A 15,455-nucleotide genomic window follows, 5' to 3' on the forward strand; every position below is an offset into this window, starting at 1 on the left:
GATTGGGCAGATGATCAGGTTTTCTGCTCGCCCTCCTGTTGTCCCTCGGCTTTGGGCTTCTCGGGCTCAGAAGAGGGCGGTTTCAGCCAGCCAGGATGAGGATTCCAGCCGACGGCGACGACGCGTGGCCGGTGTTCTCCCTCCACTTCGACAATACTGACAGAAGCATTATCGATGGACAGGGACCCTGCGCGTGCCGTTTCCAGGCCGGTATAGTGTGCGAGCAGCAACTTGATGATATCAGCATGGGCTACAAACGCCGGGTAGTTGCCGGTTGAATCGTGTTCAAGCCAGCGATTGACGGCAGCCACGACGCGCTGTTGTACCTGGGGAAAGGTCTCGACGTCCTCCGGTCCTTTCGTTGGGTCGCGCACGAACGCTTTCCACGCCGGATCATTTTTAGAGAGTTCGTCGAAGACCTGCCCTGCCCAGTGACCAACATTTGTGTCCATCAGGCCAGGCTCAAGTTGTACGGTCAGGCCGCGTGGCTGCGCCAGAATTTCGGCGGTCTCACGTGCCCGCTCCAGGGGACTGGTGATAATTGCGCTGATCGGTAACACTGAAAGCGCGTCCGCGAGCCGCGCGGCCTGTTGTCGTCCTATATCATTCAACTCTATTCCTGGCAGTTGTCCAGGGAGACGGTGTTCAACATTCCATGTCGTTTGCCCATGCCGGATAAAGAGCAGGGTTTTTTTCGTAGCAGCCTGTGTACTTTCACTTTCCGCCATATACGTTTGCCTGTACCATAATTGAATACGCCAGCGGCAAAAGCGCCAGCCGGCACTCAAGTAAATCCACAAGACAAAAAGCCAGCCCCGTACAACGCTGCTCAACCACTTCAGGTAGGCTTTTATCGACATCGATTTACCTGGTCTCAAACATTTCTAAGACCGGCGCACGTTGTACATGAGTCCGGATTCTTGTAGGGGCTCTCCTGGGAGATGCTCGACCAAACAATGTGTTCTTATTGTATAGCGCAAACGTTTCAGGCGCAAGCGCGGATTGCCTGGCAGTGGTTGCTGGTGTATTATCCTGGCGAGGAAAGGTAGTAGAGCAGCACTAATACGACGATAGCTATCAACAGCAGCAGAGCACATCCCATAAGCGACTCGCCTAAGCCGGGTTCTCTATGCCTGGTAGTGCGTGGGATATAAAGCATACGCGGACTCAAAGTGGTACCGGTATTTCTGGGGGAGAGTGTTCGTGTTGCCGGGGAGCTTAGAGACGCTACTGGCGGAGTGTCTGGTAGCCGGGTTTGAAATGGTGAGTATGGTAGTAAACCGGGACGTGGTGTCACAGGCATTGGCTGCACAGTATAGCGTGTCAATACAGGTCTGGCATATTTTTGTCGTCTTGTCGCGACCTGCTGTGGGGGAATTTGTGGCAGGCGTACCATGGGGGCAGGCGGAAAAACTGGCTGTTCGTTATTCATGATATGTCTGATCCTCCTCATCCACTTCACTGCAATCCATTTATCTACATTCATTATACCTGGGGCGACAAATTGGCCACGTGGTGTCAACACCGCCTCATAGGAAAAAATGCTCAGTTGCCCCTCTCAAGAGCTTCTTTACGCAACCTCAGCGTGTTATCATCACAGAAAAGATCAATCAAATAAAGTCTTTGCCTGGAACAGACGATAAGAGGAGATACATGTGATGCAGTATTATACCCTGGTTGAAGATTGGCCTGGTGAGAGTATACTCTTTTTCCGCGACTTGCCCGGATGTTTTTCTTCCGCACCTACCTTTGAAGAGGCGCTGAAAAACGCGCCCAATGCGGTCTCTGCCTACCTGAACTGGCTAAAGAAAAATGATATAACCATCGTTGAAGACGACGGGAGCGATATCTCTGTGGTCGTCAAAGAGCGGTTAGCGGCCATCGATGGCAATAAGGGTCCTAGATTTGAGGCAGATTTGGTGCCACCTGATGATATGGAAATTGATAAGGCGCTGAATGTAGCCGCGGTGGCGCGTACCGAACTGCTTGAGTTGTATGAAGACGTACCAGAACACGATTGCGAGCGAGTGCTGCATCCCGGGGACTGGTCGCTGGCACAGCATATGGCGCATATCGTGAAGACCGAAGCCTGGTATGCATCCCGCTTGATGGATAATCCACCGGCAAACCCCGGCCCGGACCTGCAATCCGACATTGCGATGGCTCTATTCGATAATGCGATGGACGTTGAACTGCTGTTGCACGACCTGACGACAGAGCAGCGCACGCGCGTTTACCTGCACGATGGCGAGGAATGGACCGCGACTAAAGTCCTGCGCAGGATGACCCAGCACCTGCGCGAGCATTATCCCTGGATGCGGGAGATTGCCAGGAGCTTGAAGAGAGGGATGGCTATTTAGCCTGATCAGGCGGAGCAAACCATATCCAGTTCCGCGTTATGTTCCTCTTCAACAGGCTCATCAGGCCTCTCGTCATCCTCAAATGCTTCGGGATGCTCCAGCGCGGCATGAATGATGCGCTCAACGTCTGCCAGGCTGTTGATACGGACGAGGGCATGGCGTACCTGCTTGGCGCCGGGGAAGTGGCCTAAGTACCAACCCAGATGCTTGCGCATTTCGACATAATGGTCTTCGCCCTTGAGTCTGGCATGTACATGAGCATGTTCGAGTGCCATTCGCAGCCGCTCCTCGCGCGTCGGCATGACATCCGGCAGGTCATCGACAGTTGGATTAATGCCCGCGTTGAGCAGCACCTTCAGCTTCTCGCGGTTGCGGAAGAGCCAGGGATTGCCATATGTAGCGCGTCCGATTAATACACCATTGACGCCCGTGGTGCGGATGCGCTGCGCGGCCTCGTACAGGTTATGGATATCGCCGTTGCCGAAGATCAAGGTACCGGTTTTGCGCACGATTTCGGCGGCAGCTGCAATGGCATCCCAGTTCGCTTCACCTTTATAGTGCTGCATAAGCGTGCGCCCATGCAGCGAAATGACGGCAGGCTCGAGTTCCAGCAGTTCCTGTACCCAGTCGGTAATCACAATGGAGTCGTAGCCCAGGCGCGTTTTGACCGAAACGGGCAGCAGGCGGCGCTCGACACGTGGAGTATCGCCCCAGATGCGCACCCGCTCTTCATTCATCTGGCGGATGCGCTGGATGCGCTGCGGTTCCATTTCCAGGTCTTCCAATGTTTGACCGTTGGCCCAGTCGCGCACGCCTTGCTGTGTTGCGCGGATGATAGCTTTGGCCGTTTCTGGCATGCGAATCAGCGCTGCTCCCCCACCTTTGTTGGCGACGGTGCGGGCGGGACAGCCCATATTGATATCGACGCCGTCGAAGCCCAGCTCACAGACGACGTGCGCGGCCTTGTAGAAGTATTCGGGGCGGCAACCAAAAATTTGCGCCACGACGGGCCGTTCCGCAGGCGTGTATAAGAAGTCGCGGAAAATGCGGTCGCTGCCACGCCACAGGCCCTCGACGTTCGTGAACTCGGTCAGCACCACGTCAGGACGACCATAAAGGCCGTGCATCGTGCGGCATGGCGCGTCAGTAACGCCGTCCATGGGGGACAGTCCGATAATAGGTTGTTGCAGGGTATCCCAGAATGATGGATATTTCATAGCCTCACTATCATACACTGTTTTGGGGAGAGTGGTCAATCGGTGCTGTTTAGCGTCACCATGGTTCCTTGACGTTCACGACATGCTCACGATCCCTTGGAGTAACGACAAAGCCGACGCAAAGAAATGGAATTTCTGGCTCGGGATTTACCGCGCGATGGATAACTCCAATTGGTTCCGCATAGGCATCCCCAGCCTGGTAATGGCGAGTCGAATCCTTAAATTCGATCGTGACTCTCCCCTGCAACACCAGGAAAAATCCTGCGCCATTGTGAAAGTGCCAGGAAGTTTGTCCTCCTGGAGCAATCTCCGACGTATAAACGCCTACTCGTACGCTCGCATCTTTGGGCAAGGACTCATACAGTTCTTCAAAACGCATGACACGGTTATGTATCATCCCCGGCTCAAGGAGACCCGATAGCTGGATGCGCAAATGTTCAGGAACGGTTGTCTCATCAAAAAGCATGGTTTACCTCTCGAAATGGAAATAAGATACGCAATGGCTTGAGTGTATGATAGCATCTTTTCCTGCATCGGATACAGGTTGAGTAAGCTATGATACTGGTAAAGAGAATCTCTTATTGACATTGCAAATTGATGAGGCTATAATCTCACTCATAATAATTAGCGCTTTCAATGAAGAAAAAACGCTAATAGGGGGTACTATGCCGCGTATCAGTCAGTTCTTTGGCATCCTGATCTATATGTATTATAATGATCATATGCCACCGCATTTTCATGCGAAATGGGGTGAGTATGAGGCCATAATTTTGATCTTTTTAACAATTGCAGCGCCAAAAGTGCTTAAGGGATATCTTCCTAAGTCACAACTTGACCTGGTTCTCAAGTGGACTGCGACACACAATAAGGAACTTATGGAAAATTGGGAATTGGCGAGGAAAGGCATGGCCCTTAAACAAATAGCTCCTTTATCTGAGAGGTAGAACGAGATATGACGAAGTCATTGGTTCGAGTTCAGAGTGCCGAACCCGTTGAGGGATTCACTGTCAATGTGCTTTTTACTGATGGCTCAAGACGAGAAATAAATCTTGCTCCTTACCTTCATGGCCCCATCTTCGAGCCGATTCGGAACGATCTTTCTTTGTTTCATGCCTTACAGGTTGAAGAAGGTACAATAGCATGGCCGAATGGAGCAGACATCGACCCTGATGTACTCTATTATGGCCTCACTCCAGCATGGGCTATTCAAGCTGATGCCTCTGATGAAAGCGGCCAGCTTGTCTAATGTATGCATTTGCCCCTGACGTGTTCGGGTTTTGACCATTATACGCTCCTCACAGAGAAGTGGCAGGAACTAAACCTTTTCCCGGCGAGGATTGAAATTACTTTGTCGCTGTCTCAGCCGCTTCTCGCTCCCCATAATCTTATCCATTGCCTCTCTGTTGCCCACTTTTTTGAAGCATTCGAACAGGTTCAACCACTGTTCAAATGTTAGCGATGTTGGCGTTGCATCAAGGTCGATTTCCAGTTCTCTTCGTATGTGTTTGAGTTGCGGTCTCGTAAAAATGTCCTTGAGAATATGTCCCAGCGTTGGTTGCCATGCCGTAAAACTATGCACAACAAAATCGCGGAAACATTGCCTATCGGCGCGATTCACCAGGGGCGGACCCCTTTTTCGCAGGCGCAACATGACCACGTCAACATGTGGTGGAGGCGTAAAATCCTTGCGACGAAAACGATGCAGTAGTTCGACTTCAAACCAGGGTTTCAATAACACTGAGTAGAGCGATTCGTGCGGCTTACCAAGGAATCGCTCTGCGGCCTCTTTCTGCATTACAAGATAAGCATCTTCGGGCGGATTTTCCTCTAAGGTCAGCTTGGTTACGATAGCGGCAGTGATATTGAATGGAATATTCGCGAAGACTTTGTACGGCTTGCGAGGCAAATGATACTCCAGGAAATCGCCTTCGCGGATTATCACATCAGGCGTGCTCGCGAATCGCTGGCGAAGCATAGTTGTCAGGCAGGGGTCTATCTCGATGGCCACAACCTGTTTGCAGCGTAAGGCAAGCTGCTCCGTAATAATGCCCTTGCCAGGACCAATTTCATACACGACATCATTGGAATTGATATCGCACCGGGCGAGCAGCGAGGTGACAAGACAGGAATCCTTCAAAAAATGTTGCGCGTAGGTGATACGCCGGTGAGAAGCAGATGACATCACACGTTCCTTTCAAGACGAGGGGCGAACGACAGGCACAAAAAAGCCGCAGAGCCATATAGCTCATGCGACTCGATGCGAAGCCCGATCTTGAAAAGATGGTGCGACAGGCAGGCAACACACAGCATCCGCGTTCATCAAAAGCGAGACGCGGAACGTGCATGTTCAAGCAGTAGACCCCAGATGGGCTCCGCTCAGACCTGCCGGATTCGTGTCATTCCAGTGAAACCTTCCGAATAACATCCATTCATAATGGGCTTATTATAGCGTATAGGATTGATGTTGTCCATTGATTTAACAAACAAAAAGCTCCATATTCTTTGACCTTGCCAGAAATGTATTGTACTGTTATCTCAGCGCGAGATCAAAGCAGAAGGGAAAGGAAGAGACTGCCAGATACCATCCTGAATCTGAGATATAATAATCAGCATGGTAGTATGTTGCTCAACGAAGAGCATACATTTCCCTAATCGTCTAAAAACCCGTACTACCGTGCAAGAAAGGCAGTGATATATTTATGGCAGAAACAAAAGTTGAACAACATGTTGAGTTGCCATCCGCAACCGATCTTTATTACATCGACCACCTGCTGAGTGAGGAAGAACGCCTGGTGCGCGATACCGTGCGCAAATTCGTGCAGGAGCGTGTTTTGCCCATCATTGGCGAGCATTTTGAGGCCGGCACGTTTCCGCGCGAACTCATCCCTGCGATTGCCGACCTTGGCCTGCTGGGCATGCATCTTGAAGGTTATGGATGCGCCGGATTGAATGCCGTTTGCTATGGCCTCGCCTGCCAGGAGTTGGAGGCCGGTGACAGCGGCCTGCGCTCGTTCGTCTCCGTGCAAGGCTCGCTGGCCATGTTTCCCATCTACGCTTTCGGTAGCGAGGAACAGAAGCAGCACTGGCTGCCGCGTATGGCGAGGGGCGAGGTGATTGGCTGTTTTGGGCTGACAGAACCGGATTCGGGTAGCGACCCTGGCAGCATGCGTACCAGCGCGCGCCGCGATGGCAACTCCTATGTTCTAAATGGTACGAAGATGTGGATTACCAATGGTGGCATGGCAGACCTGGCCGTTGTCTGGGCTAAAGCTGAGGATGGTATTCGTGGCTTCCTGGTCGAACGCGGCACGCCCGGCTTTTCGACCAGCGATATTCATCATAAGCTCTCACTGCGGGCTTCTGTTACCTCTGAGTTACACTTCGAGGATTGCCGCGTTCCTGTCGAGAATATGCTGCCCAACATTCGTGGGCTGCGCGGCCCGCTGTCTTGCCTGGATGAGGCTCGCTACGGTATTGCCTGGGGGGCGAACGGCGCGGCCCGGGCCTGCTACGAGGCTGCGCTGGATTACGCGAAGACACGCATCCAGTTCGGTCGCCCAATCGGCAGCTTCCAGCTCGTGCAGGAGAAACTGGCGGTCATGGCAACCGAACTGGTTAAGGCGCAACTGCTTGCCCTGCAACTGGGTCGTCTTAAGGATGAGGGGTTGTTGCACCCGGTGCAGGTTTCGGTCGCGAAACGCAATAATGTGCGCGAGGCGCTCAAAACCGCGCGCGAGGCCCGTTCGGTGCTTGGCGCGAATGGCATCACGCTGGAATACCCCATCAGTCGTCACGAGAACAACCTGGAGTCGGTCTATACCTATGAGGGTACGGACGATATCCATACCCTGATCATTGGTCAGGCCATCACCGGACTGAATGCCTTCTCTTGATCTGCTCTGCAAAAAAGTAACCTTCCTTTCGATTTTTGCCACTACTCTTTAGCAACGGAAAAGAGTAGTGGCATGCCGGTTTTCCTGGTGAGTGAGCAAAAACAGCCGTGGATGAGCAATCTGATGCTGAGTTGGTAATCCTGGCGCGCGCAGGTGACAAGCGCGCTTTTGGCCAGCTTATCGAGCGTTATCAACCCATGGCCGAGCGTATTGCCATGGGTATGGTGACGAATGCCTTTATTGCCCAGGAACTGGCGCAGGAGGCCATCCTACAGGCGTATTTATCGCTCGATCATCTACGGGATAGCGACCGTTTCAGAAGCTGGCTCTATGGAATTACCTTGAATGTCTGCCGGGGCTACCTGCGCGACCAGAAGCTTGATTTCTACTCGCTGGAGGCGCTGATGGGCGGCATGAGCATCGACGCCACTACATTCTCCGGTGCGCTGCTGGACCCGCAGGCGTTCGTTGAAGAACACGAACTGCATCGCACCATGCTGCGTGCTGTGCAGGCGCTTTCGCCCAGGGAACGTGCCGCGACACTGCTGTTCTACTACGAGCAGTTCAGTTTACGTGAGGTAGCTGCGATCCTGGAAATTTCCGTTGTCGCTGTAAAGGGGCGATTGTACAAAGCCCGCAAACAGTTAAAAGAGCATCTTCTGGCGCTCCCCGATTGGGAGCCGGAGGATTCCTCGTTACGACAGAGGAGGCAAACAATGATCAAGGTGACGGTTGTAGAAGCTGTAAGTTTCTTGAAACCAGGGACGAAAGAGCGCGATACTTCGATGGTCGTGTTGCTGGACGAAGCGGGTCGCAGGGTGCTTGGTATCTGGATCGGCCCGGCAGAGGCCGCTGCTATAGAAATGGGTTTGAGTAAATCTCAATTGGCGAGGCCCATGACGATGAACTTCATAGCCGGCGTATTGAAAGCCGCGGGAGCAACACTTGAAGAGGTACGCATTGAATCGCTCAAGGATGAGGTCTTCTATGCGATCGCGAAGATTCGCAGCGGCGACACTGTGAATGAGGTCGATGCGCGTCCAAGCGATGCCCTTGCTCTTGCCGTCGTAACCGGCAGCCCTGTCTATGTCGCGGATGAGATCCTCGAAAAAGCCAGTGTCGCTTTGCCAGAAGGGAAGACGCTGCATCGCATAGAACCAGGTACGACTGCTATGCTAGAAGGAGATGAGTCGCAGGAATTACAACTCGCAACGCTCGATCTTACCAGGCCTAAGTTGGCGGCGGAGGACTACGGCAGGCAGTTCCAACGCATATTACGGATATTGACGCAGTAACGAACTTCTAACAATACAGGTATGGCCAAAAATAGCTTCCAAACAAACCGCCTCATTCTGAGCGAAGTAAGCCGAAGCCCTGAGGAACGAAGGGCTTCGGCTTACTTCGCTCAGAATGACATGGCTGGCCCGTTTTTTTATGACTTGCTGAGAAAGAATCAATTCGTCTGCGTAGTGAAGACGACCAATCGCTGGTCGTACCCGTGACCCGTCCAGACACCGCTGCAGGTGATCAGATTGAGGTGGTGGGCCGTAGTGGGGCCAAATACCGCGTTGATTACATACTGGCTGGGCGCGTTCGCGGGATAACTGATGACGCGGTTCACTACGAAATGCAGCGTTTTTTTCTCCAAAGTAATCACTGAAAGCGTGTTGCCGGGTTCAAGGGCGCTGAGGGTCCAAAAGATAGCCGGGTCGCCGCCGACGCGGTCAACATGCCCGGCGATGACCGCGTTGCCGGCCTGCCCGGGGGCCGGACCAACGTTATACCAGAAGACACTTGTCCAATAAGGCGAGTTGATGGCCTGGGATACCGGCGCATCCATTGCTCCTGAGGGCGTTTTACCGACGCTTAAAACCGGCGCATTGATATGCAGGCGTGGAATACTTAAACGGGCCGGCTGCCATGGCTCGGTCGGCGTCGAACTGCTGTTATTGATTGAGATAATGCTGTTGGCATAGTTATAGTATCCGACGGCAAGAACCACGAGCAGTACCAGGCCAAGGTAGAGTAACGCCTTCTTCATGATTCAGCGACTCCAATGGGAATTACCGCGTTATTGCAGTATGAGTAGTCTAGCATAAGGATGCTGAATTACTCAAGAGCTTGCTACCATTTTCCCATTTATCCCTGATGTGATAAGCACGTGTCATGAAATCAGCGATATATTTGAGGTGCGCTGTTCGCGCATAAGCCAGACGTAGCCATCCTCCAGGCTTGGCTCTACCGGTATTGCTCCCGCACGCGGAGAAAGCTCGCCGACGACACGATATTGAATAGTGCTGCCCATATTGAGGGTGGAAACAACGGTGAAGTTTCCTTCCGGCTTGATGCCTTGCGTGGTGATAATCCAGACCTTACCGCGTGTTTCCCCAACCAGTTCTGCCGTCGTACCCTGAAAAACTACCTTGCCGCTCTTCATAATGGCGAGGTTGCGGCAGGTCTGCGCGATATCCTCGACGATGTGTGTTGAAAGTAGTACGGTACGATCTCCACCCAGTTCCGAAAGCAGGTTGCGGAAACGAATGCGCTCCTCGGGATCGAGTCCCGCGGTTGGCTCATCGACGATCAAGAGTTTGGGATCATTGAGCAGCGCCTGCGCAATTCCGATGCGGCGTTTCATGCCGCCGGAATAGGTTTTGAGCTTGCGATTGGCAACGTTAGAAAGCGAGACAAGTTCAAGCAGCTCTTCGACACGCTGGCGGCGAATCCCGCGATTGTCCATCCCCTTGAGAATGCCCACGTAGTCGAGAAATTCGCGGGCGCTCAGGTCCGGGTACATGCCGAGGTCCTGGGGCAGATAGCCCAGCATGCGTTTGACCGCGGTGCGCCCGCGCTCGGTGCTGATATCGTATTCACCAATCTGGACGCTGCCAGCGGTTGGGCGTAGGATACCGGCCAGGATGCGCATCAATGTTGTTTTGCCCGCGCCATTTGGACCCAGAAGTCCGAACATGCCGCCTGGAATGGTCATATCTATTGCATTAAGGGCCTGGACTCCGCCACGGTAAACTTTGCTCAAATTATTGATTTCGATGTTCATAATGAAAAATCCTCCTTAAATCGTGTCACATTAAAGATTTTCTCCGTCTAAAAATCGTCATTGTCGCGCCTGCTCCCATCTCATCAACCACCAGAGTACAACCATTACGAGCAGTGCGATACCGAGTAGAAGCGAGAGGCTTTCCACCCCCTGCGTAATTGTAGCATTCTGGATGAGTTGATCGTTATCCCCAAAGAAGGCGGATGCCATGTATCCTCCCACCGGCGTCAAAAGGGTTCCACTTAACGTAGGAATACCACTTCCTGGATTCAGGATGTTACCCCAGAACCAGTAGCCGACGAAGAGAAACTGGTAGAGCGGTACCCAGAGCAGGAACGGGCAGGCTATCGAAAATGCGCTGACAAACAGTATTCCGGGCAATATGATTGTCGCGAAGGCTTCAAGGGCATAGGGTATCGTTAACAAGTTATGGGTCTGATAGAGAATTGAGCCTGCGCCAATACTGAAGAACAAGAAAATGGGTATGAGAGTAGCAAGCGTACTACCGGCATATTTCCCGGCCAGGCGTATGCTTAAAGCGCCTGGCGCAGAGGTAAAGAGTTCGTCGACTCGCGTCTTGCGGTCTCGTGCCAGGCGGTCGGCTAATAGGACTCCTGCCGCGATGGGCAGCAGAAAATTCAAGCTGCGAGCCCACTCGGCGACGAGGGGGAGCAGCGGCTGGTTCAGTGCGAAGACCAGAAGGAAACGGAATCCACCGCGCAGTAACAGCAATGCCGCGATGCCAAAAAACGTTATCCAGAGCGCAAGCCGCCGGAACTGCATGCGAAACTCATAGCTAAAAATGCCGGAGAATAGTGCTAACTGGTTCATGATTATTCCTCACTCGCTGTTTTCAGTAAACTCTCGGGATTGCGCAGCAGCAGCCAGCTGATACACAGAACTGCGAGCGCAGTTCCAATTAACTCCAGGCGGGTTGTCAACCAGATGTTGAAATAGGCCTGGGGAATGATTCCCACCAGCGGTATCAGCGTTGTTGGGAAGAGAAATACCGGGTGCAGCCAGTTGGTAGCGGCAATATAATCTTTGAAGATGATTTCAAAAATCCAGATGCCGCCTATCAATGCGCTGCTGGCCGGACGACTGCGCAACAGCAAAGCCAGGCATATTCCGATACTGATCAGCCAGAGCATGGGCGCAAGCCAGGTGAGTACCTGCGTGAGCAACTGCAAAATCACCGGTTCTGATGGTGACGATAGCGGTATGAACTTGAGATTGAGTGTGTAGAAGATGATGCCCGAAAGCAAGGCTATGCATGCGGTCCAGCCAAAGATAATGAGAAACCGGCGCAAAACTGTTCTATCGTACTTTTTAGGCATGGTAAGCTGTAATTCTATGGCATTATCCTGGCTGGTGATCGTTGCTACAACTATACCCGCCGCCAGGGGTATGATTATTTCGAGGCTTGCCGACAATGTACGGGATGGGTCTACCGCTCTGGCGTGCAGGAACACTGCTATGAGGGCAAAGCCAAGCATCACCAGAATGGGGGTCAGGATGACCCGCTTACCCATCAGTTTTAATTCATAAGACAATCGATCAAGATACATTTTGCCTCCATCTATGTAAATTCGTATGTGATTTTTGATGCTCAATTCTTTTCGAGCACGGCTCGTACTTTGCGCTGATCTGATGAGCAGTAGTATCTGGTCCCTCGTCCCTGGGCGAACTATTGCTACTAACCCGATAATCTTGGTTGGCGCGGCGCATAGAGTATGGCAAACACAAAGAAGAGTACAGCCAGCAACAAGATGACGGGATTGGTTTGCCACAGGTTGGGGTGGGCGAGTTGCAGTCCTAGCAAGCCCTGCTCGATATTTGTGGGCAAGGCCTGTGTTGCCTCCAGAATAAGTGAGAACAGCAGGCCGATGACAGACCCAACCATCATTGAGAGCACCAGGCTGATGGAAGCCAGGAGCAGCATTGGCCCCAGCCAGAGTTGAATGATTTCCCAGGGGCCACCACCATAAGAAAGGGCCAGGATAGTTGATGCAAGCGCGGAGAGCAGTAAGTCATAGCCAACAACCAGGATCATGCGGCAGATCATCACGATGCGAATAGATGTTGGAGTCGAGAGCGTCAATTCAAAGCCAGCATCATTTTCCGCTCCATAGATAAAGGCAACGCCAGATGCACCGATTACAGAGGCGAAGAGCGCCAGCAATAATTGGGCCTCGTGTATATGGTTGTGATTGCCTGCAGTGGCGGCGAATATCAGGATGCAGCCAAAAGCCATTACCATGGCCGAGACGATCCAGATGCTTTTATGAATGATGCCGATCTGTTTCCTGAAGACGAGCCAGAGGTGAGCCATCAGGTAACCAGGTAACCATCTCCGTGTTACGACTTCTGGAGCCGGCGATGTATCAATTCTTGTCCAGACCTGATCCAAGATTTGTGCGGAAGGAAGCGGCGCGGATACCATAGCCAATTGAGCCGCGTCGCGGATTGCCTCCCAGCTTGCCAGTTCGAGCCGACATGCTTCGCACTCCGGTAAGTGGTCGCGTACAAGAATGGCGCTTGCCGCATCAAGGTTGCCACTAATATATGCTGGCAGCAGATCGACTACATGTTCGCGATCCTGTGGAAACTGGAACATCATTTTTTCAACTCCTCTCTCGCGTCGAGTAGTGACCGCAGCGCGCGCCTGGCATTACTCAGGCGGCTCTTGACTGTGCCGACCGGTACTCCTAGAATAGTGGCCGCCTCCGCATAAGACAGTTCGTGTACGAAAATCAGCGCCAGGATTTCGCGATGGACTGGAGCAAGCTGCTTGAAAGCCGCGGCCAGTTCTTCGCGAGCGATAGTAGCGAGCGTAAAATCTCCCGATTCCGGTTCGATATCCGCCATTGTTTCCATCTCTGACTCGTAGGTAAGCGGGATTTTGCGCTGGCGCAGTGTGTTATGCGCCTGCCGGCGAGCAATGCCGATCAGCCACGTCTGCACGCTTGATCTCTCTTCAAAGCTGTGCGCGCTTTTCCAGATGGCCACCAGTGTGTCCTGGAGCAACTCTTCCGCCAGCCCATAATCGGGTGTGAGTTGCAGCAAATAATTGAAGAGAGGACGCTGGTAGCGCGTATAAAGCTCCGAGAGCGCTTGCCTGCTACCTGCTGCGATATCCCTCAAGAGTTGTCTATCATCGGCGACTGGCTGCATGCTCATATCCATCCAGTCGGTCTCTTGTACGGTAGTGTGAAACACGTCGCGTCGCTTTCTGTATCGATCTCATTGTCCCCTACTTTTTTCTTCTATGGTATTAGTAGCAATTCGCGGCCAGAGAGTTCACAGGGATTACGCTTCATGTATGGGGAAAGTTGGAATGGGTGAAAAAAGGTTGCCGAATTGAGCAAGCGGAGAAAGAGAACGCTCATTAGAGCGTGTGAAAAGAGCGTTCTCTATTCCCTCGTATGTTTATATTAGCTATTACAGGTGGGTAGACCCGGTGCCAGGTTATTGCCGCCGCCGTTAATGCCACCATAGTAGGTGATGTACCAGTTCCCGTAGTTGTCTTTGTGTAGCGTCAAGTGTAGCTGGTAGGACTTGCCTTTTGAACGTGTGACGGTGTAGGTGAAACTCTGCGTAAGATTGTCCGGCGACGTTGTCGCGCTGCCATTTACTTCTGAGTATGTTGTCACAGCGCCATAACAGGTATCTTCTTGTTTAGCTTGAGCAACAAAATCATCAGGTGCTATCTGTAGTGTGATAGTGGCGTCAAGATCTTTGTATGCCTGGTTGTAGTCCTGGGTGGCAAGGCTGTTGAGAAAATCAGAAGCCGTACTCGCGGCTCCTGAACTGACCCCTATGCTCGTAAAATAGAAAACAGCCGCAGCGCCAATGATCGCTGCCAGCACTCCACATATAACAAATACCAGCAAAAGTACGAGCAGGCGTCGCCCTCTTTTGGGACGCGGGGTTTCACGCTGCGGTCTGCCCACACGAGGTGTCCGGGGCGGACGGTCTACACGGGGCATGTTGGAAGGGCGACGAGGAATGGCTCGTTGCTTACCGGTTCCATTTGTCGCGGCAAGCGGTCCGCTAGAAAATCGATCCCAGGAGTCATTGCCCTGACTCTCTCGGCCTGGCATATTCTAACCCTCTCCTTTTATGGTTTCAGCATGACGATTCCAGACAGCCTGGCCTGGGCTTGCTGGAGTTGCTCCTGTGCCTGTTTTGCCTGAGCGCGAGTTGTGTTACCGATTACAATTGTCAACAAAGTCTGTTCGACGAGTGCCCCGATTAATGAGGCATCAGCGCCGGCTAGTACTGGCGCGCTATGAAAAATAACGATGCCTGGCCGGCTTTCTTCCGTTTCCCTGGCCAGAACGTTGCAAACACATAATACTACATCCTGGAGTCTCGGCGAAAGTAGGAGCGACGAACCTTTTTCAGTTGATGTGCCCGCTCCGATAAGCTTCAAGCCAGACACGTATGTTGTTTGCAAACAGGCGCTGATTCGCTCGGCAGTGACCGGTTCGTCTTCTTGTAATAAATCGCTCAATCCGGAATGCTGCCCGAGTCCGAAGCGCTTTTCCAGTTGTGGTCTCCGCACATCGGTATCCACCAGGATGGTTGGAGTGCCACTTTGAGCGGCGACAATTGCCAGGTTTGCGGCTACTGAAGCCTGCTCGCTGTAATTTGAGGGTGTGGCGATCAGTAATGTATGCACATTGCGAACAAGGAACTGTTCTGTCTTTTCGTTATTCCAGTGAAAGCGAATATTCGCGAACAGTGTATGAAAAGCTTCACTATAAGCAGTATTTGTATCATAATCTGTGAGCAGCGCGTGCTGTTCTTTTGCATTATTCCCCACGAGGCAAAGTCCTCCATTGTAGTTCATTTCTGTAGGGACAGCGGCTTGTCTATCCAGGTTTCGCCTGTAGGGACAGCGGCTTGTCCCTGTGCCCGTATC

At 52.4% G+C, this 15,455-nt stretch carries 18 protein-coding genes; 5 read left to right on the plus strand and 13 right to left on the minus strand.

Annotation, left to right across the window (positions count from 1 at the left end; translation table 11 throughout):
• Window positions 1-14 precede the first annotated feature (14 nt).
• Window positions 15-860, minus strand: coding sequence for a histidine phosphatase family protein (locus VFA09_12855; protein ID HZU68158.1), 846 nt, complete (start codon window positions 858-860; stop codon window positions 15-17).
• A 167-nt stretch (window positions 861-1,027) separates the two neighbouring features.
• On the minus strand, window positions 1,028-1,432 hold the full coding sequence (locus VFA09_12860; protein HZU68159.1) for a hypothetical protein: 405 nt from the start codon (window positions 1,430-1,432) through the stop codon (window positions 1,028-1,030).
• Window positions 1,433-1,658: 226 nt separating this feature from the next.
• Here VFA09_12860 and VFA09_12865 point away from each other — a divergent pair, with 226 nt between their 5' ends.
• Window positions 1,659-2,360 carry a DinB family protein gene (locus VFA09_12865; GenBank protein ID HZU68160.1) on the plus strand — a complete coding sequence of 234 codons (702 nt, stop codon included), beginning with the start codon at window positions 1,659-1,661 and terminating at the stop codon, window positions 2,358-2,360.
• Window positions 2,361-2,365: 5 nt separating this feature from the next.
• Here VFA09_12865 and VFA09_12870 read toward each other — a convergent pair whose 3' ends face one another.
• Both VFA09_12870 and VFA09_12875 read right to left on the minus strand, forming a co-directional pair.
• Window positions 2,366-3,577: a tRNA-dihydrouridine synthase gene (locus VFA09_12870; protein ID HZU68161.1), complete on the minus strand. Its 1,212-nt coding sequence runs from the start codon at window positions 3,575-3,577 to the stop codon at window positions 2,366-2,368.
• Between the two features lie 55 nt (window positions 3,578-3,632).
• The gene (locus tag VFA09_12875) at window positions 3,633-4,043 is read right to left on the minus strand and encodes a cupin domain-containing protein (protein HZU68162.1); all 411 of its coding nucleotides are present in this window, start codon (window positions 4,041-4,043) and stop codon (window positions 3,633-3,635) included.
• A 115-nt stretch (window positions 4,044-4,158) separates the two neighbouring features.
• On the opposite strand from VFA09_12875, the gene VFA09_12880 reads away from it, so the two are divergent.
• Window positions 4,159-4,521, plus strand: coding sequence for a DUF4160 domain-containing protein (locus VFA09_12880; protein ID HZU68163.1), 363 nt, complete (start codon window positions 4,159-4,161; stop codon window positions 4,519-4,521).
• Between the two features lie 8 nt (window positions 4,522-4,529).
• Window positions 4,530-4,823, plus strand: a complete 294-nt coding sequence (locus VFA09_12885; GenBank protein HZU68164.1) for a DUF2442 domain-containing protein — start codon at window positions 4,530-4,532, stop codon at window positions 4,821-4,823.
• A 69-nt stretch (window positions 4,824-4,892) separates the two neighbouring features.
• Here the strand turns inward: VFA09_12885 and erm are convergent, their stop codons facing one another.
• Window positions 4,893-5,759 carry a 23S ribosomal RNA methyltransferase Erm gene (erm, locus tag VFA09_12890; GenBank protein HZU68165.1) on the minus strand — a complete coding sequence of 289 codons (867 nt, stop codon included), beginning with the start codon at window positions 5,757-5,759 and terminating at the stop codon, window positions 4,893-4,895.
• 517 nt (window positions 5,760-6,276) lie between these two features.
• On the opposite strand from erm, the gene VFA09_12895 reads away from it, so the two are divergent.
• Together VFA09_12895 and VFA09_12900 are read left to right on the plus strand one after the other, a co-directional pair.
• Entirely contained in the window at window positions 6,277-7,470 is a 1,194-nt protein-coding gene (locus VFA09_12895; GenBank protein HZU68166.1) for an acyl-CoA dehydrogenase family protein, read from the plus strand.
• A gap of 107 nt (window positions 7,471-7,577) precedes the next feature.
• Complete coding sequence (locus tag VFA09_12900) at window positions 7,578-8,765, plus strand: bifunctional nuclease domain-containing protein (GenBank protein ID HZU68167.1); 1,188 nt, start codon at window positions 7,578-7,580, stop codon at window positions 8,763-8,765.
• A gap of 158 nt (window positions 8,766-8,923) precedes the next feature.
• Here VFA09_12900 and VFA09_12905 read toward each other — a convergent pair whose 3' ends face one another.
• The 8 genes from VFA09_12905 to VFA09_12940 form a co-directional block, all read right to left on the minus strand.
• Entirely contained in the window at window positions 8,924-9,511 is a 588-nt protein-coding gene (locus tag VFA09_12905; GenBank protein ID HZU68168.1) for a class F sortase, read from the minus strand.
• 123 nt (window positions 9,512-9,634) lie between these two features.
• On the minus strand, window positions 9,635-10,528 hold the full coding sequence (locus VFA09_12910; GenBank protein HZU68169.1) for an ABC transporter ATP-binding protein: 894 nt from the start codon (window positions 10,526-10,528) through the stop codon (window positions 9,635-9,637).
• A gap of 57 nt (window positions 10,529-10,585) precedes the next feature.
• A complete protein-coding gene (locus VFA09_12915) occupies window positions 10,586-11,359 on the minus strand; it encodes a hypothetical protein (GenBank protein HZU68170.1) in 774 nt (257 codons plus the stop codon).
• A gap of 2 nt (window positions 11,360-11,361) precedes the next feature.
• Window positions 11,362-12,096 carry a hypothetical protein gene (locus tag VFA09_12920; protein ID HZU68171.1) on the minus strand — a complete coding sequence of 245 codons (735 nt, stop codon included), beginning with the start codon at window positions 12,094-12,096 and terminating at the stop codon, window positions 11,362-11,364.
• A 128-nt stretch (window positions 12,097-12,224) separates the two neighbouring features.
• Window positions 12,225-13,148, minus strand: a complete 924-nt coding sequence (locus VFA09_12925) for a zf-HC2 domain-containing protein (GenBank protein ID HZU68172.1) — start codon at window positions 13,146-13,148, stop codon at window positions 12,225-12,227.
• Window positions 13,145-13,702, minus strand: a complete 558-nt coding sequence (locus VFA09_12930; GenBank protein HZU68173.1) for an RNA polymerase sigma factor — start codon at window positions 13,700-13,702, stop codon at window positions 13,145-13,147. The genes VFA09_12925 and VFA09_12930 overlap by 4 nt, the downstream gene beginning before the upstream one ends.
• A gap of 260 nt (window positions 13,703-13,962) precedes the next feature.
• Window positions 13,963-14,631 (minus strand): hypothetical protein, encoded by a 669-nt coding sequence (locus VFA09_12935; protein HZU68174.1) that lies wholly within the window; start codon window positions 14,629-14,631, stop codon window positions 13,963-13,965.
• Between the two features lie 17 nt (window positions 14,632-14,648).
• Window positions 14,649-15,356 (minus strand): hypothetical protein, encoded by a 708-nt coding sequence (locus tag VFA09_12940; protein ID HZU68175.1) that lies wholly within the window; start codon window positions 15,354-15,356, stop codon window positions 14,649-14,651.
• Window positions 15,357-15,455 lie beyond the last annotated feature (99 nt).

This window comes from Ktedonobacteraceae bacterium (assembly GCA_035653615.1).
Classification (GTDB): Bacteria; Chloroflexota; Ktedonobacteria; order Ktedonobacterales; family Ktedonobacteraceae; genus DASRBN01.